Below are 16,003 nucleotides of genomic sequence, written 5' to 3' on the forward strand. Positions count from 1 at the left end.
GATCGACGGAAGAGGAACCCCATGGACCTGGCACGGCTGCTCCACGACGACCGCCCGTTCGCCCTGCTCCGCCGCCGCACTCCCGGTCATGACGCGGACACGGTGGAGGTGCTGCTCGGCCCGGTCGCCACGTACGACCGGCTCGCCGACCTGCCCGAGGAGGGCCTGGCGCTCGTCCCCTTCCGGCAGATCCGCGAGCGCGGCTTCGACGTCCGCGACGACGGCACCCCGCTGGCCGTGCTGGTTCCCGAGGAGCGTCACGTCCTGCCTCTGGCGGACGCCCTCGCTCAGCTGCCGGAAGGGGACGTGCGCGTCGAGGACGGCGGCTTCGACGTGGCCGACGAGGAGTACGCGGAGATCGTCGGGCGGGTGCTGCGGGACGAGATCGGCCGGGGCGAGGGTGCCAACTTCGTGATCCGGCGGACGTACCGGGGGCGGATCCCGGGATTCGGCCGGGCCGACGCGCTGGCCCTCTTCCGACGGCTCCTCGAAGGCGAGCGGGGCGCCTACTGGACGTTCGTCGTGCACACCGGGGACCGGACGCTGGTGGGCGCCAGCCCCGAGGTGCATGTGCGGATGTCCGGCGGCACGGTCGTGATGAACCCGATCAGCGGGACGTACCGATATCCGGCGGAGGGTCCGACGCCCGAGCGGCTGCTGGACTTCCTCGCCGACGGCAAGGAGATCGAGGAGCTGTCGATGGTCGTCGACGAGGAGCTCAAGATGATGTGCACCGTCGGTGACATGGGCGGGGTGGTGATCGGACCCCGGCTGAAGGAGATGGCGCATCTCGCGCACACGGAGTACGAGCTGCGCGGCAGGTCCTCGCTGGATGTGCGGGAGGTGCTGAAGGAGACCATGTTCGCGGCGACCGTCACCGGCTCGCCCGTGCAGAACGCCTGCCGGGTCATCGAGCGGTACGAGCCCCTCGGGCGGGACGGTGTCGGGCGGGGCTACTACGCCGGCGCCCTGGCACTGCTGGGCCGGGACCCTGGCGGGGCGCAGACCCTCGACTCCCCCATTCTCATCCGCACCGCCGACATCGACGCGGCCGGGCGGCTGCGGGTGCCGGTGGGCGCCACGCTCGTCCGCGGGTCGGATCCGGCGGGCGAGGTCGCGGAGACGCACGCGAAGGCGGCGGGCGTGCTGGCCGCGCTCGGTGTCCGGCCGGCCAGGCCCCGGACGGACGGCGCGCGGCCCCGGCTGGCCGACGACCCCCGGGTGCGGGCGGCGCTGGACGGACGGCGGGCCTCGCTGGCGCCGTTCTGGCTGCGGATGCAGGAGCGGACGGAGGAGCTGACCGGGCACGCGCTCGTCGTCGACGGCGAGGACACCTTCACCGCGATGCTCGCGCATGTGCTGCGCTCGAGCGGTCTCGAGGTGAGCGTCCGGCGCTACGACGAGCCCGGGCTGACGGCCTCGGTGCTCGCTCACGAGGGGCCGGTCGTGCTGGGCCCCGGCCCCGGCGACCCCTCCGATCTGACCGACCCGAAGATGCGGTTGCTGCGGGAGCTGACCGCGCGGGTGATCCGGGAGCACCGGCACGGTGTCCTCGGGGTCTGCCTCGGGCACGAGCTGATCGCGGCGGAGCTGGGGCTGGACATCGTACGGAAGGAGGTGCCGTACCAGGGGGCGCAGACGACCGTGGACCTGTTCGGGCGGGCGGAGACCGTCGGGTTCTACAACAGCTTCGTGGCGCTGTGCGACGACGAGGCGCTGCGCGAGCTGGCCGCGCACGGGGTGGAGGTGAGCCGGGCCGCGAACGGCGAGGTGCACGCGCTGCGCGGGCCGCGGCGGGCCGAAGGCGCGCCGATGAACGCGCTCGCCGGGGTCCAGTTCCATCCGGAGTCCGTGCTGACGCTGAACGGGGCTGCCGTGGTGCGGGAGTTGGTGGCCCGGGTGTGCGCCGAGCCGCGGCCGGCCCGTTAGCGGTCCGTCAGCCGAAGAACACGCCGACCTCCGTGTACAGCTTCGGGTCCACCGTCTTCAGTTTCGCGGTGGCCTCGGCGATCGGTACGCGGACGATGTCCGTGCCGCGCAGGGCGACCATCGTGCCGAAGTCGCCCTCGTGGACGGCGTCGATGGCGTGCAGGCCGAAGCGGGTGGCGAGCCAGCGGTCGAAGGCACTCGGCGTGCCGCCGCACTGGACGTGACCGAGGACCGTGGTGCGGGCCTCCTTCCCCGTCCGCCGCTCGATCTCCTTGGCGAGCCACTCTCCGACGCCGGACAGCCGGACGTGTCCGAAGGAGTCCAGCGTCCCGTCCTTCAGCACCACGTCACCGTCCCTCGGCATCGCGCCCTCGGCGACGACCACGATCGGGGCGTAGGACGCCCGGAAGCGGGAGGTCACCCAGGCGCAGACCTGCTCGATGTCGAAGCGCTGTTCGGGGATGAGGATGACGTTGGCGCCGCCGGCCAGGCCCGAGTGCAGGGCGATCCAGCCGGCGTGCCGGCCCATCACCTCGACGACGAGGACGCGCATATGGGACTCGGCGGTGGTGTGCAGCCGGTCGATGGCCTCGGTCGCGATGCCCACGGCGGTGTCGAAGCCGAAGGTGTAGTCGGTGGCGGACAGGTCGTTGTCTATGGTCTTCGGGACGCCGACGCAGGGCACCTGGTACTCGTCGGAGAGGCGGGCGGCGACCCCGAGGGTGTCCTCGCCGCCGATGGTGATGAGGGCTCCGATCTTCTGCCGGGCCAGGGTGTCCTTGATCCGGCGGATACCGTCCTCCTCCTTGAGGGGGTTGGTCCGCGAGGAGCCGAGAATCGTGCCGCCGCGGGGCAGGATGCCGCGCACGGCGGGGATGCCGAGGCGGATCGACCTCCCTTCCAGGGGGCCCCGCCAGCCGTCGCGGAACCCGACGAATTCATGGCCGTACTCCTGGACGCCCTTGCGGACGACCGCCCGGATGACGGCGTTGAGGCCGGGGCAGTCCCCGCCTCCGGTCAGTACTCCGACGCGCATGGAAGTGTCCCTTCGCCGCGGTTGGCCGACGAAGGTCACGGTAATGGTGATCCAGGTCACACAGATACGCCTGGGCGGGTCCAATTCCGGTGAATCGACCGGGGATTGGCCGCGGCGCCCTCACTCGTCGTCGAGGCCGCGCTCTATCGCGTACCGGACCAGTTCCACCCGGTTGTGGAGCTGGAGCTTGCCGAGGGTGTTCTGGACGTGGTTCTGGACCGTGCGGTGCGAGATGACGAGTCGTTCGGCGATCTGCTTGTAGCTCAGGCCCTTGGCCACCAGCCGCAGCACCTCGGTCTCCCGGTCGGTCAGCCGGGGCGCGTTCGGTTCGTCGCCCCCGCCGGCGGCGGGGCCGGGGTCGGAGGCCAGCCGGCGGTACTCGCCGAGGACCAGTCCGGCCAGGCCCGGGGTGAACACCGGGTCGCCGACGGCCGTGCGGCGCACCGCGTCCAGCAACTCCTCCGTGGACGCCGACTTCAGCAGATAGCCGGTCGCGCCGGACTTCACCGCCTCCAGCACGTCGGCGTGCTCACCGCTCGCCGACAGCACCAGGACCCGCAGGGCCGGGTTGGCCGCCACGACCTCCCTGCACACCTGGACGCCGGGCTTGGCCGGCAGGTTCAGGTCCAGCACCAGCACATCGGGCGTGGTGGCCTTGGCTCGGCGCACGGCCTGCTCCCCGTCGCCGGCGGTGGCGACCACGTCGAGGCCGGCCTCGGCGAGGTCCCGGGCGACGGCGTCGCGCCACATGGGGTGGTCGTCGACCACCATGACCCTGATCGGATCCTGCTGCCTGCTCATCGCTGTCCCGCTTTCCCCCGCCGCACGTTCTTCTCCTTCGGCACCGTCAGTTCGACCTCCGTGCCCTGCCCCGGGGTGGAGATCAGCTCGGCGCTGCCGCCGAGGTCCCGCAGCCGGCCCCGGATCGACTGGGCGACCCCGAGCCGCCCCTCGCCCTCGGCCTGCGCGAGCCGGCCCTCGGGGATGCCGGGCCCGTCGTCCCGCACGGTGATGATCACCTCGCCGGGCTCGTCCTCCACCAGGATCCAGGCCCGGGCGTCCTCCCCTGCGTGTCTGCGTACGTTGTCCAGGGCGGCCCCGACCGCCGCGGCCAGCTCCCTCGCGGCGGGCGCGGGCAGCAGCACCGGGGCGCCCGGCTCGGCGAGGTTGACGCGGGCGGCGGCGAAGGGGGCGAGCAGCGAGCGCAGGTCGACCGGACCGGTCTGCTCCGCCGGCTCCTCCACCACCCGCACGACGGCCCCCTCGGCCGCGTCCTGCGACACCCGCGAGACGGGTACGAGGCCGCCGGCGACCAGGGTGCGCAGCGCGACCTCCTGCTCGCCGGCCATCCGGCCCAGTTCGCCCGCCTCACCGCCGAGGACCGCACCGCGCCGCTGCACCATGGCCAGCACCTGGAGCACGCCGTCGTGGATGTCCCGGGCGAGCCGCTCCCGCTCCCGGGTCGCGGCCTCGATCTCCAGCGCGCGGGCGAGGGTGCGCTCGGAGGCGCGGGCGACCTCGACGACGTAGCCGATGGCGATGGAGGCGACCCAGACGAGGATCACGTTGTGGATGGTGTCGCGGGCCGGGGTACCGCGCTCGACCAGGTTGGTGACCGCGACAGCCGTGGACGCGAACGCCGCCCAGCGCCAGCCGCCCTTGATGGCGAACGCCAGGACGGAGCCGGCGGTCCATATCGACGGCAGCGTCGGGCCGCCCGACTGGATGCGCTCGTGGGTGTCGGCCACGGTCGTGAGCAGGATGCCGGTGAGCGCGATGGTGAGGTCGGCGGCGAGGAAGCGCTTGGTGCAGCTCGCCGCGCTCGCGACCTTGGGCAGGGTGGCCACGGTCCAGACGAACAGGACGCAGTAGTAGCCGACGGCGACCCAGGGCCGGGCGAACCCGTCGTAGGCGGTGGCGAAGAAACCCACCGCGTACAGCATGGTGAGCACCCGGTAGCCGGCGAGCGCACGCCACAGCGGCAGCTCGACCGACATCCTCATGACTTGCTCGCGCCTGGCCATCCGTCCCCCGCCCCCGGGCCCCGACTACTGACTGCCGTCCACTGACCTACTACTGCTCTTTGTCCTTCTTCGCCTGGTCCTTCTCGGCCTGCGCGAGCGCCGCCTTCGCGGCCTTCTCCGCCTCCTTGTCGGCCTTCGCCGCCTCGGTGATCTGCCGCTTGGCGGCGGTCGCGTAGATGTCGACGTACTCCTGGCCGGAGAGCTTCATGATCTCGTACATGACCTCGTCGGTCACGGCGCGCAGCACGAAGCGGTCGTGGTCCATGCCCTGGTACCGGGCGAAGTCCAGCGGCTTGCCGATGCGGATGCCGGGCCGCATGACCTTCGGCAGCACCTTCCCGGGCGGCTGGATCTTCTCGGTGTCGATCATCGCGACCGGGATCACGGGCGCGCCGGTGGCGAGCGCCACGCGCGCGAGGCCGCCCGGCTTGCCGCGGTAGAGCCGGCCGTCGGGCGAGCGCGTGCCCTCCGGGTAGATGCCGAACAGCTCGCCCCGCTCGAGCACCTCCATGCCGCTCCGGATCGCCGCCTCGCCGGCCCCGCGACCGCCGGAGCGGTCCACCGGGAGCTGGCCGACGCCCTTGAAGAAGGCCGCCGTCAGCCGGCCCTTCACACCGGGCGTGGTGAAGTACTCGGCCTTCGCGATGAAGGTCACCTTGCGGTCGAGGACCGCGGGCAGGAAGAACGAGTCCGAGAAGGACAGGTGGTTGCTCGCCAGGATCGCGGGGCCCTCGGCGGGAATGTTCTCGAGGCCTTCCACCCAGGGCCTGAAGGTGACCTTCAGCGGTCCCCCGATAGCGACCTTCATCGCGCCGTACAACAAGCGAGTGCCTCCTGATTGTGTCGGTCAGACCTTAACCCGGAGTGGCCGCAAAGGCTCCGACGACCCTGGTCGGTGTCAGTGCGGTCGCGTACGGTGAAGCACACGTCCCTCCCATGAAGAACAGACGAAGACAGGAGACCGAAGGTGCCGGTCCTTCCTGGAGCCGAGCCGTACCGCCATGAGGGCGGAGAGGTCGGGGTGCTCCTCTGTCACGGCTTCACCGGTTCCCCGCAGTCGCTGCGCCCCTGGGCCCGGTACCTGGCCGGGCAGGGTCTGACCGTCTCGCTGCCGCTGTTGCCGGGACACGGCACGCGCTGGGAGGACATGGCGCTGACCGGCTGGCCGGACTGGTACGCGGAGGTGGACCGTGAGCTGCGCGCGCTGCGCGACCGGTGCTCCCGGGTGTTCGTGGCCGGTCTGTCGATGGGCGGCGCACTGGCCCTGCGGCTCGCCGCGAAGCACGGGGACGGGGTGGAGGGCGTCATCGTCGTCAACCCGGCGAACCGGGTGCACGGCCTGTCCGCGTACGCCCTTCCGGTGGCCCGCCATCTCGTCCGGACGACGAAGGGGATCACCAGCGACATCGCGAAGGAGGGCGTGCTGGAGAGCGGGTACGACCGGGTGCCGCTGCACTCGGCGCACTCCCTGCGCACCTTCCTGCGGATGATCGACGGCGAACTGCCGCAGGTCACCCAGCCGCTGCTGCTTCTGCACAGCGTCCAGGACCATGTCGTGCCGGCCGCCGACTCGGCCCGGGTCCTCGGCCGGGTGTCGTCGACCGACGTGACCGAGATCCTGCTGGAACAGAGCTACCACGTGGCAACGTTGGACCACGATGCGGACCGGATCTTCGAGGAGAGCTACGCGTTCATCGCCCGGATCGCGTCCAGTGTCGGCAAGGAAGGGACGGCCGTAGGTGGCTGAGCACGACTCCGACCGTGAGGACCGGGAGAACCGGGACGAGCGGGACGGCCCGGAGGGCCGGGAGGGCCGCGCGTCGGAGGAGCAGAGCGTGCCCTTCGACGAGGCCGCCGCGTGGGCGGCGATCGTCGCGGGATACGGCGAGGAGCCGGCGGACCCGCCGGGCGCCAAGCCGTTCAAGTCGGTCGAGGACCTGGCGCTGCTCGAGGTCGAGACGAACGACGAGGAGTCCGGGGCGGAATCCGGCCAGGACTCCGCGAAGGACTCCGCCAAGGACCCCGCCAAGGAGCCCGGCGAGGAGAAGGAACCGGCCAAGCCGCTGGGCAGCTCGATCGCCTTCGCGCCCGGTGTCGGCCCGCGCGACTACACCGCGCCCGAGCCCGCGGAGGAGGACTTCGACGGCGACGACGAGGGTCACTTCGTCCCGCCGGAGCCGCCGCCGCTGCCCGCCGCCGACACCACGGCCAAGTTCGCCTGGCTCGGGGTGATCGGCGGGCCGCTGCTGCTCCTGCTCGCGGTGCTGCTGGGCTGGGAGATGACGTGGTGGCTGTCGACCGTCGGCATCGGCGGCTTCCTCGGCGGTTTCGCCACGCTGGTGATGCGGATGCGCACGGACGACGAGGAGGACGGGGATCCGGGACGGGGAGCGGTCGTTTAGGGCCTAGGCCGTGTCCGCGGGGATCCTGAGGGCGGCGAGGACCGGAAGGTGGTCCGTGGCCGCCCTCAAGTCGCTCTCGGTGACTCCGGGGAGGCCGATCGGCACCCCGCAGCCCAGCACCTCCACGCCCTTCGTCACGAAGATCCCGTCGATGCGACGGTTCGGCCCGGTGGACGGGAAGCTGTCCTCGGCGCCCCAGGGGGCGGCGGTGCGGCAGTCCTGGAGGGCGGTGGCCAGGCGGCCGAAGGTGCGGCCACCGGGGCTCTCGTTGATGTCGCCACCCGCGACCGCGTGCTCCACGCCCATCCCGGCGAGGCGGTCGAGCAGCATGCCCGCCTGCTCGTAGCGCTCGGCGGCCGTCAGACCGAGGTGGCAGCCGACCACACCGAGCCGGGCACCGGCGAAGCGGACCACGGCGGTCGCGAGGCCCCGGCGGTGCTGGCCGGGGGTGAGCGGCAACAGGACGTCCTCGGTGCGTTCGACGGTCGCCCGCAGCGAGCACAGGACGGCCGGGCCGGCCGCCGTGCCGCCGCCGGTGAGGATCACCTGGCCGGAGGCGGCCGCGAGTCGGGCGAGCTTCTTGCGCCAGCGGAAGAAGAGGGGGGCCTCCTGGACGAGGGTCAGATCGGGGGCGCAGGCCGTGATGACCCGGGCCAGGGCGTCGGTGTCGTCCCGCATGGAGCGGATGTTGTAGCTGAGGACCCGGATGACGGCCGAACCGTCGGGCTCGGTGCGGGAGTTGGGTAGCGGCGAGGTCGTCGGCATAGCGATCAAGATACGCCGCCGCGTCCGCTACGTCCGGAAAAGCGAACGGGGGCCGCGAGCGGCCCCCGTGTTGACGCGATATGCAGCAATGCGCAGTACGACTACATGATCGGGTCGGGCTCTCTCGCCAGGTCCGCCGCCCCCACCAGGCCCGCCTTGTTGCCCAGCTGGGCCGCGATGACATCGGCCACCGGGCGCCAGTTGCCGCCGACCAGCCAGCGCTTGTAGGACTTCCGGATCGGGTCGAGGACCAGCTCGCCCTCGTCGGAGAGGCCGCCGCCGACGATGAAGGCGGAGGGGTCGAAGAGGGAGGCGAGGTCGGCGAGGCCGGCGCCGGCCCAGCGGGCGAGCTCGCGATAGGAGTCGACCGCGACGGGGTCGCCCTGGCGGGCGGCCATGGAGATGTGCTTGCCCTCGATGCCGTCGGGGTTGCCGTCGCCCAGCGACAGCAGGATCTCGGCGTTCTCGGGGGTCGCGTTGGCGCGCTGCTTGGCGTAGCGCACGAGGGCGCGGCCGGAGGCGTACTGCTCCCAGCAGCCCTGCGAGCCGCAGCCGCACAGCAGGCCGTCCGGCACCATGCGGATGTGGCCGAACTCTGCGGCGACGCCGAAGTGGCCGCGGCGCAGCTTGTTGCCGATGATGATGCCGCCGCCGAGGCCGGTGCCGAGGGTGATGCAGATGACGTTGCGGTGGCCCTTGCCCGCGCCGAACTTGTACTCGCCCCACGCCGCGGCGTTGGCGTCGTTCTCCACCACGACGGGGAGACCCACGCGGGCCTCGACCTCGTCCTTCAGCGGCTCCTGGCGCCAGTCGATGTTGGGCGCGAAGTAGACCGTCGAGCGCTGGCGGTTGACATAGCCGGCGGCGCCGATGCCCACACCGACGATGTCGTGCCCGGCGCGCGCGCCCTCTACTGCGGAGGCGATGGCGTCCACGATGCCCTCGGGCGTGCCCGGGGTCGGCACCTTGTAGGTCGAGAGGATGTTGCCTTCCTCGTCGACCACGCCGGCCGCGATCTTCGTGCCGCCGATGTCGACGCCGATGGTGAGTCCCATGAATCCCTCAGTTTCGGTCGAGCCCCGCTACGGCCAACCGTACCCGAGGCCCTGCCCCCGGAGGGCTTCAGTCCAAGTCGATGCGCTGGCCGGGACCGGTGTCGTCACCGTCGCGACCTTGGTCGCGCGGGGGGTTCCCCGGGTCGTTCGCTCCCGTCGTCCAGCGTTGTTCCTGGGTCTGGACGGCGGAGCGGTAGGCGGCGAGGAGTTCGGTGCCGGCGGCCGCGAGGTGGTCGAAGACGTCCGGGTTGCGCTCGATGACGGGCTCGACGGCGGCCTTGGCCTGCTGGACGACCTGGCGGACCACCTGCTGGGCGGCGGGTCCGGCGACCGCCCCGAGCAGCGGGGACTGGAGCGAGGACAGCTTGTCGCCGACGGCGTCGACGAGCTTGCGCAGTTCCTCGGCGGCCGAGCCCGGGGGCCGGTCGTCCTGGGTGCGGCGGCGGGCCCTCTCCGCCGCCAGGTCCTCGGCGGCGGCGGTGGCCCAGGCGTCGGCGTCGGTCGCGCGGGGCTGCTCGTCGAAGCCTGACGTCCCGGCGGGCTCCCCGGCGGCGTCGGGCGTGGGGCGCTCTTCGCTCATGGCGGACTCCTGATGACTCCTGGTCGACGACGCCTGATGACGGCTCGTCCCTACGACGTTACCCGAACGGCGGAACGTCGCTCAGTAGGTCCGTGGCCAGAGCCCGGGATCCGGCGCGAACCGCACGCACAGCTCGCCGTCGCGCAGCGCGGCGCCGTCGACGGTGCAGCGGCGCAGCACGGAGGGCAGCGCGACGATACGACGGAACGGCCCGGCGGTGACGACCAGTTCGTCGCCGCGCCGGATGAGGTCGAGCTCGTCGCGTATGGCGCCGGGCAGCGGGAGGTGCCAGACGAGCACGCCGTCCTGGGCGAGCCGGTCGGCCACGGGCCACTCGACCGGGGAGGTCGCCGGGTTGACGGCGGGCACGGTGAGCGCGGCGAGGTCGTCGGCGCCGCGGGGGTCGTGGCCAAGGTGGGCGACGGGACGGGCCGCCTCGCCCCACTCCTCCAGGGCCTTGCGCTGCTGGGTGACGAGCCGGCCGAGCAGGCCGTCGTCGGCGGCCGCCTCGGGCAGGACGCGGTTGGCGACGAGCGACTCGACGGGCAGGGCGCGCAGGGCGAGGCCGAGGCGGGCGTCACGGACGGCATCGGCGCCGGCCGGTCCCGGCTCGGCGACCAGGCGTACGGCGGTGCCGGGGTCGGCGAGGACGGCCTCGACGGCGGCCAGCTCCATGTCCCAGCGGGCGGTCGTCTCGTACAGCCACTCGGCGGGCATCGGCACCCCGGCGAGCCGGCCGAGCATCGGGCGCAGGGCCCGGGCGGCCTGTCGTTCCGGCGGGAGCAGACGCCGCAGGTAGCGGCGCAGCTCCTCCGGGAGGGCCAACAGGGCGAGGGCCTGTGAGACGGGCGGCAGGTCGACGACAAGGAGTTCGTGCAGCTCACCGCCGTCGGCGAGGGCGGCGTCCCGCAGCGCGCGCAGCAGCGTCAGCTCCTCGGCGCCTGGGAGGGGGGTGACCTCTTCGGGGTCGAGCCGGGAGGCGCCGAGCAGGTCGAGGACGGTGGAGGCACGGTCCTGGAAACCGGCGAGGTCGTCCCGGAAGCCGGCGGTGGCGTCGGGACGCCAGGCGGTGAGGCACGGGGCGACCGGGACGGGGCTCGCCCCGGTCCGCACTCCGAGCGCCGCGCCGAGGGTGTCGGTGCGGTCGGCGCTGAGGACGAGGGTGCGGGTGCCTTCCGCTGCCGCGCGCTGTGCGGTGGCGGCCGCCACGGTCGTGCGTCCGCTGCCGCCAGGGCCGGTGATCAGGATGGTGCGCATGAGGGTGAACCGTAACGGAGGTCGGAGCAGCCCCCCGACCTCCTCACCCCGCCCCCGGACCTGCCGACTCCCGGGTCCCGTGGCCGGCGCTACTTCTCGGGCGCCTCGAGGTCGGCCTCTCCCGACTCCACTCGCTTCTTCAGGCCGGCGAGTGCGCGGTCGATGATGACCTTCTCGGCCTTGCGCTTGATCATGCCCAGCATGGGGATCTTGACGTCCACGGTCAGCTGGTAGGTGACCTCGGTCGCGCCCGCGCCGGCCGGCTTGAGGAGGTAGGAGCCGTCGAGCTGGCGCAGCATCTGGGACTTCACCAGCGTCCAGGACACCTCGTGCTCGCCGGTCCAGGTGTAGCCGAGGACCTGGTCGTCCTTGATGGCGCCGGCGTCCATGACCAGGCGGACCTGCCCGGCGCGGCCCTGCCCGTCCGTCTCGAGGACCTCCGCCTGCTTCACCTCTCCGGTCCAGTCCGGGTAGCGGGCGAAGTCGGCGATCACCGCCATGACCTCAGCCGGTGCCGCCTCGATCGTGATGCTCGAGCTGGTGTGTTCCGCCATCGCTGTGGCTCCTCCAGATGCGGGCCGGTAAAGGTAGAGAAGAGGACACCGTGCGCCAGCCGCCGCGCACGTGTGTGCAGCGTGAAGGCTACCGCGCGCCCGACCTGCCGCCTTCACCCGGAGTCAGGACACCGTCCGGGCGGCGTCGGGTCACCGCCCGGTCACCACTCCAGCGCCCACGGCTTCCCGCTTCCCGCGAAGTGCCCCACGTTCACGCACTCGGTCGCGCCGACCCGCATCCGGCGGGCGAGCGGCTGGTGGACGTGCCCGAAGAGCGCGTAGCGGGGCCGGGTGCGGCGGATGGCGTCCAGCAGCGCCCGGCTGCCCCGCTCGAAGCGGCGGGCCACGGTGTCGTAGACGAGTTCCGGCACCTCCGGCGGGATGTGGGTGCACAGCACGTCCACCTCGCCCACGGCCTCGATCTTCGCCGCGTACTCCTCGTCGCTGATCTCGTACGGCGTGCGCATGGGGGTCTTCAGGCCGCCGCCCACGAAGCCGAAGACCCGGCCGCCGATCTCCACCCGCTCCCCGTCCAGGACGGTCGTGCCGGGCCCGGCGAACTCGGGCCACAGCCGCGGCATGTCGACGTTGCCGTAGGTGGCGTACGTCGGGGTCGGGAACGCCGGGAACAGCTCGGCGTACTGCTTGCGGACCGCCTGCTCGATCAGCGCCGCCCGGTCGCCGCCGATGCCGCCCCACAGCCGGGCGCCGAGCTCGCGGGCCTCCTCGAAGCGGCGGGCGGTGCGCAGTTCGACGATGAGGTCGGCGTTGTCCACCCCGAAGAGGTCGGGGAAGATCCCGCGGGAGTGGTCGGCGTAGTCCAGGAACAGGACCAGGTCGCCCAGACAGATCAGTGCGTCCGCGCCCTCTCCGGCCCGGGCCAGGTCGCGCGCGTTGCCGTGCACGTCGCTGACCACGTGGATGCGTGTCCGGCGGTTTCCGGGCGGTGTGGATGCCATGTCGATCAAGGGTAGGCGTGTGCGGCATACGTGAACAGTGGCGATCGGGATACCGGTTACTGGCCAGTCAGTAAAGCGGTGGACTACTGTCGGCCGGGAAACACCAATCTGTGTGACGCAGCGAACATCTCGTCGGACCCCCCTGTCGAAGACGCCATACCGACGGGTAACGTCCGGGCAGTCCAGTCGTGCTCAGGATTTCAACCATCGAGATCCACCGAGGTCCCGAGCACAGTCCCGAGCCTTGGACCGCATCGTCGCAGCACACAACGTCGTGGCGCCGGCGCCCTATGAGGAGCAGCAGTCTTGCGCGAGTTCAGCCTTCCGGCTTTGTACGAGGTCCCTGCGGACGGCAATCTGACCGACATCGTCCGCAGAAACGCCGCGCAGCATCCCGACGTCGCCGTCATCGCCCGCAAGGTGGGCGGCGCCTGGCAGGACGTGACGGCCACGGCCTTCCTGGCCGAGGTGCACGCCGCGGCCAAGGGCCTCATCGCCTCCGGCGTCCAGCCCGGCGACCGGGTCGGCCTGATGTCGCGCACCCGCTACGAGTGGACGCTGCTCGACTTCGCGATCTGGTGCGCCGGCGCGGTCACCGTGCCGGTGTACGAGACCAGCTCCCCGGAGCAGGTGCAGTGGATCCTCTCCGACTCGGGCGCGACCGCCGTCGTCGTCGAGCTGGACAGCCACACGGCGGCCGTGGAGTCGGTGCGCGAGTCGCTGCCGGCGCTCAAGCACGTCTGGCAGATCGAGGCCGGGGGTGTCGAGGAGCTCGGGCGGCTCGGCAGGGACGTCTCCGACGCGGTCGTCGAGGAGCGCAGCTCGCAGGCCAAGGCCGACGACCCGGCGACCATCGTGTACACGTCCGGTACGACCGGCCGCCCCAAGGGCTGTGTGCTGACCCACCGCAGCTTCTTCGCCGAGTGCGGGAACGTCGTGGAGCGGCTGCGGCCGCTGTTCCGCACGGGCGAGTGCAGCGTGCTGCTCTTCCTCCCGCTCGCGCACGTCTTCGGCCGGCTGGTGCAGATCGCCCCGATGATGGCGCCGATCAAGCTGGGCACCGTCCCGGACATCAAGAACCTCACCGACGAGCTGGCCGCCTTCCGCCCGACGCTCATCCTGGGCGTGCCGCGGGTCTTCGAGAAGGTCTACAACTCGGCGCGCGCCAAGGCGCAGGCGGACGGCAAGGGCGCGATCTTCGACAAGGCGGCCGACACCGCGATCGCCTACAGCAAGGCGCTGGAGCTCCCGGCCGGCCCGCCGCTGAAACTGAAGATCAAACACAAGGTCTTCGACCGGCTGGTCTACAGCAAGCTGCGCGCGGTCCTCGGCGGCAAGGGCGAGTACGCGATCTCCGGCGGCGCCCCGCTGGGCGAGCGCCTCGGTCACTTCTTCCGCGGCATCGGCTTCACCGTCCTCGAGGGTTACGGCCTGACGGAGTCCTGCGCCGCCACCGCCTTCAACCCCTGGGACCGGCAGAAGATCGGCACGGTCGGTCAGCCGCTGCCCGGCTCGGTCGTGCGGATCGCGGACGACGGGGAGGTGCTGCTGCACGGCGAGCACCTGTTCAAGGAGTACTGGAACAACCCGGTCGCGACCGCCGAGGCGCTGGCCGACGGCTGGTTCCACACCGGTGACATCGGCACCCTCGACGAGGACGGCTACCTCCGGATCACCGGGCGCAAGAAGGAGATCATCGTCACCGCGGGCGGCAAGAACGTCGCACCGGCCGTGATCGAGGACCGGATCCGGGCGCACGCGCTGGTCGCGGAGTGCATGGTGGTGGGCGACGGGCGGCCGTTCGTGGGCGCGCTGGTCACCATCGACGAGGAGTTCCTGGGCCGCTGGGCTTCCGACCACGGCAAGCCGGCGGGTTCGACCGCGGCGTCGCTGCGCGAGGACGTCGACCTCCAGGCCGCCATCCAGTCGGCGATCGACGACGGCAACGCCGCGGTCTCGAAGGCGGAATCGGTGCGGAAGTTCCGCATTCTCTCCTCCCAGTTCACAGAGGACTCGGGCCACCTCACGCCGTCGCTGAAGCTCAAGCGCAATGTCGTGGCGAAGGACTACGCGGGCGAGATCGAGGCGATCTACGCCAAGTAGCGGCTGTTCAAGACCTCCTGACGGAGCGTCATGGCGCGGTGTCCTCCACGAGGACCCGCGCCATCGTGCGTTCGGCGAGGACGGTGACGTTGACGAACGGGTTCACCCCGATGCCGCCCGGCACCGGCGAGCCGTCGGTGACGTAGGTAGCTGGTGGAGTTCGCCGCGCGGAGGGAAAAGCTAGAGCAACGTCTTCAACTTCTCCGCCAGCAGGTCCCACCGCCACTTCTCCTCCACCCAGCCGCGCCCGCGCTCCCCCATCCGGCGGCGCAGCTCCGCGTCCCCGAGCAGGGCGACGATGCGCTCGGCAGCGTCGGCCGGGGAACCGCCCCGCACGACCCACCCCGTCTCCCCGTCGAGCACCGCGTCGGGCGCCCCGCCCGAGTCCCCGGCGACGACGGGCAGCCCGGTCGCCGACGCCTCCAGGTAGACGATCCCGAGCCCCTCGACGTCGAGTCCGCCCCGCCGCGTCCGGCACGGCATCGCGAACACGTCCCCGGCGCCGTAGTGGGCGGGCAGCTCCGACCAGGGCACCGCCCCGGTGAAGCGCACCGCGTCCGCCACCCCGCGCTCATGGGCGAGCCTGCGCAGGTCCTTCTCGTACGGCCCGCCCCCGACGATCAGCAGGACCGCCTCCGGCTCGGCGGCCAGGATCCGCGGCATGGCGAGGATCAGCGTGTCCTGGCCCTTGCGCGGCACGAGCCGCGAGACGCACACCACCACCGGCCGGTCGGTCAGCCCGAGCCGCGCCCGCACCTCCTCGCCGCCCGATCCCGGGTGGAAGGTCTTCTCGTCGACGCCCGGCGGCAGCTGCACCATCCGCCCGGCCGCCCCGGCGCTCAGCGCGGTCGCGATCCGCGAACGGGTGTACTCGCCGAGATAGGTGATCGTGTCCGTGCTCTCGCCGATCCGGCCGAGCAGCTGCCGGGCGGCGGGCAGCTGCGCCCACCCGGCCTCGTGCCCGTGGGTGGTGGCCACCAGCCGCTCGGCGCCCGCCCTGCGCAGCGCCGGCGCCATCAGCCCGAGCGGCGCCGCCGCCCCGAACCACACCGACGTGCACCCGTGCTCCCGCAGCAGCCCGACGGCCCGGCGGGTCGCCCCGGGCGTCGGCAGCAGCATCGTCGTGGAGTCCCGTACGACGGTGAAGGGCTGCTCGGCGTCGAAGGCGGCCGTCGCCTCGACACCCTCGCGGGAACGCTTCCAGGTGGACGCGTAGACGACGAGTCGGTCGGGGTCGAGCCGGAGCGCCATGTTGTGCAGGAACGCCTGGATGCCGCCCGGGCGGGGCGGGAAGTCGTTCGTCACGATCAGGGTCTTGTGCATCGCAGCCGACCCTATC

The 16,003-nt window shown here is 72.2% G+C and carries 15 protein-coding genes; 4 read left to right on the forward strand and 11 right to left on the reverse strand.

Annotated elements, in window-relative coordinates; all coding sequences use genetic code 11:
- The first annotated feature begins 21 nt into the window (after window positions 1-21).
- Complete coding sequence (locus G9272_RS13180; protein ID WP_171396758.1) at window positions 22-1,929, forward strand: anthranilate synthase family protein; 1,908 nt, start codon at window positions 22-24, stop codon at window positions 1,927-1,929.
- 7 nt (window positions 1,930-1,936) lie between these two features.
- Here G9272_RS13180 and G9272_RS13185 read toward each other — a convergent pair whose 3' ends face one another.
- From G9272_RS13185 to G9272_RS13200, 4 genes are all read right to left on the reverse strand, one after another.
- Entirely contained in the window at window positions 1,937-2,965 is a 1,029-nt protein-coding gene (locus G9272_RS13185) for a 6-phosphofructokinase (RefSeq protein ID WP_171396759.1), read from the reverse strand.
- A gap of 120 nt (window positions 2,966-3,085) precedes the next feature.
- Window positions 3,086-3,766 carry a response regulator gene (locus G9272_RS13190; protein ID WP_171396760.1) on the reverse strand — a complete coding sequence of 227 codons (681 nt, stop codon included), beginning with the start codon at window positions 3,764-3,766 and terminating at the stop codon, window positions 3,086-3,088.
- Window positions 3,763-4,989, reverse strand: a complete 1,227-nt coding sequence (macS, locus tag G9272_RS13195) for a MacS family sensor histidine kinase (RefSeq protein ID WP_171396761.1) — start codon at window positions 4,987-4,989, stop codon at window positions 3,763-3,765. The genes G9272_RS13190 and macS overlap by 4 nt, the downstream gene beginning before the upstream one ends.
- Before the next feature lie 49 nt (window positions 4,990-5,038).
- Window positions 5,039-5,797, reverse strand: coding sequence for a lysophospholipid acyltransferase family protein (locus G9272_RS13200; RefSeq protein ID WP_171396762.1), 759 nt, complete (start codon window positions 5,795-5,797; stop codon window positions 5,039-5,041).
- 159 nt (window positions 5,798-5,956) lie between these two features.
- Here G9272_RS13200 and G9272_RS13205 point away from each other — a divergent pair, with 159 nt between their 5' ends.
- Both G9272_RS13205 and G9272_RS13210 read left to right on the forward strand, forming a co-directional pair.
- Window positions 5,957-6,736, forward strand: a complete 780-nt coding sequence (locus G9272_RS13205; RefSeq protein ID WP_171396763.1) for an alpha/beta hydrolase — start codon at window positions 5,957-5,959, stop codon at window positions 6,734-6,736.
- Entirely contained in the window at window positions 6,729-7,391 is a 663-nt protein-coding gene (locus G9272_RS13210; RefSeq protein ID WP_171396764.1) for a hypothetical protein, read from the forward strand. Before G9272_RS13205 ends, G9272_RS13210 begins: the two co-directional genes overlap by 8 nt.
- A gap of 3 nt (window positions 7,392-7,394) precedes the next feature.
- On the opposite strand, the gene G9272_RS13215 is transcribed toward G9272_RS13210, so the two are convergent.
- The 6 genes from G9272_RS13215 to G9272_RS13240 form a co-directional block, all read right to left on the reverse strand.
- Complete coding sequence (locus tag G9272_RS13215; RefSeq protein WP_171396765.1) at window positions 7,395-8,156, reverse strand: endonuclease/exonuclease/phosphatase family protein; 762 nt, start codon at window positions 8,154-8,156, stop codon at window positions 7,395-7,397.
- Window positions 8,157-8,257: 101 nt separating this feature from the next.
- Entirely contained in the window at window positions 8,258-9,211 is a 954-nt protein-coding gene (locus G9272_RS13220; protein ID WP_171396766.1) for an ROK family glucokinase, read from the reverse strand.
- A gap of 67 nt (window positions 9,212-9,278) precedes the next feature.
- A complete protein-coding gene (locus G9272_RS13225; protein ID WP_171396767.1) occupies window positions 9,279-9,791 on the reverse strand; it encodes a DUF5304 domain-containing protein in 513 nt (170 codons plus the stop codon).
- An 81-nt stretch (window positions 9,792-9,872) separates the two neighbouring features.
- Entirely contained in the window at window positions 9,873-11,048 is a 1,176-nt protein-coding gene (locus G9272_RS13230; RefSeq protein WP_171396768.1) for an ArsA family ATPase, read from the reverse strand.
- Between the two features lie 89 nt (window positions 11,049-11,137).
- Window positions 11,138-11,602 (reverse strand): SRPBCC family protein, encoded by a 465-nt coding sequence (locus tag G9272_RS13235; RefSeq protein ID WP_171396769.1) that lies wholly within the window; start codon window positions 11,600-11,602, stop codon window positions 11,138-11,140.
- A 161-nt stretch (window positions 11,603-11,763) separates the two neighbouring features.
- The gene (locus G9272_RS13240; protein WP_171401963.1) at window positions 11,764-12,519 is read right to left on the reverse strand and encodes a metallophosphoesterase family protein; all 756 of its coding nucleotides are present in this window, start codon (window positions 12,517-12,519) and stop codon (window positions 11,764-11,766) included.
- Window positions 12,520-12,867: 348 nt separating this feature from the next.
- On the opposite strand from G9272_RS13240, the gene G9272_RS13245 reads away from it, so the two are divergent.
- Window positions 12,868-14,664 carry an AMP-dependent synthetase/ligase gene (locus G9272_RS13245; protein ID WP_171396770.1) on the forward strand — a complete coding sequence of 599 codons (1,797 nt, stop codon included), beginning with the start codon at window positions 12,868-12,870 and terminating at the stop codon, window positions 14,662-14,664.
- A gap of 180 nt (window positions 14,665-14,844) precedes the next feature.
- On the opposite strand, the gene G9272_RS13250 is transcribed toward G9272_RS13245, so the two are convergent.
- The gene (locus G9272_RS13250) at window positions 14,845-15,987 is read right to left on the reverse strand and encodes a glycosyltransferase family 4 protein (protein WP_171396771.1); all 1,143 of its coding nucleotides are present in this window, start codon (window positions 15,985-15,987) and stop codon (window positions 14,845-14,847) included.
- Window positions 15,988-16,003 lie beyond the last annotated feature (16 nt).

The organism is Streptomyces asoensis (assembly GCF_013085465.1).
Lineage (GTDB): Bacteria > Actinomycetota > Actinomycetes > Streptomycetales > Streptomycetaceae > Streptomyces > Streptomyces cacaoi_A.

Bases quoted from the DNA above. Each gene is read 5' to 3' on its own strand.
- G9272_RS13180 (WP_171396758.1), top strand. From the start codon at position 22: ATGGACCTGGCACGGCTGCTCCACGACGACCGCCCGTTCGCCCTGCTC.
- G9272_RS13185 (WP_171396759.1), bottom strand. From the start codon at position 2,965: ATGCGCGTCGGAGTACTGACCGGAGGCGGGGACTGCCCCGGCCTCAAC.
- G9272_RS13190 (WP_171396760.1), bottom strand. From the start codon at position 3,766: ATGAGCAGGCAGCAGGATCCGATCAGGGTCATGGTGGTCGACGACCAC.
- macS (WP_171396761.1), bottom strand. From the start codon at position 4,989: ATGGCCAGGCGCGAGCAAGTCATGAGGATGTCGGTCGAGCTGCCGCTG.
- G9272_RS13200 (WP_171396762.1), bottom strand. From the start codon at position 5,797: ATGAAGGTCGCTATCGGGGGACCGCTGAAGGTCACCTTCAGGCCCTGG.
- G9272_RS13215 (WP_171396765.1), bottom strand. From the start codon at position 8,156: ATGCCGACGACCTCGCCGCTACCCAACTCCCGCACCGAGCCCGACGGT.
- G9272_RS13220 (WP_171396766.1), bottom strand. From the start codon at position 9,211: ATGGGACTCACCATCGGCGTCGACATCGGCGGCACGAAGATCGCGGCC.
- G9272_RS13225 (WP_171396767.1), bottom strand. From the start codon at position 9,791: ATGAGCGAAGAGCGCCCCACGCCCGACGCCGCCGGGGAGCCCGCCGGG.
- G9272_RS13230 (WP_171396768.1), bottom strand. From the start codon at position 11,048: ATGCGCACCATCCTGATCACCGGCCCTGGCGGCAGCGGACGCACGACC.
- G9272_RS13235 (WP_171396769.1), bottom strand. From the start codon at position 11,602: ATGGCGGAACACACCAGCTCGAGCATCACGATCGAGGCGGCACCGGCT.
- G9272_RS13250 (WP_171396771.1), bottom strand. From the start codon at position 15,987: ATGCACAAGACCCTGATCGTGACGAACGACTTCCCGCCCCGCCCGGGC.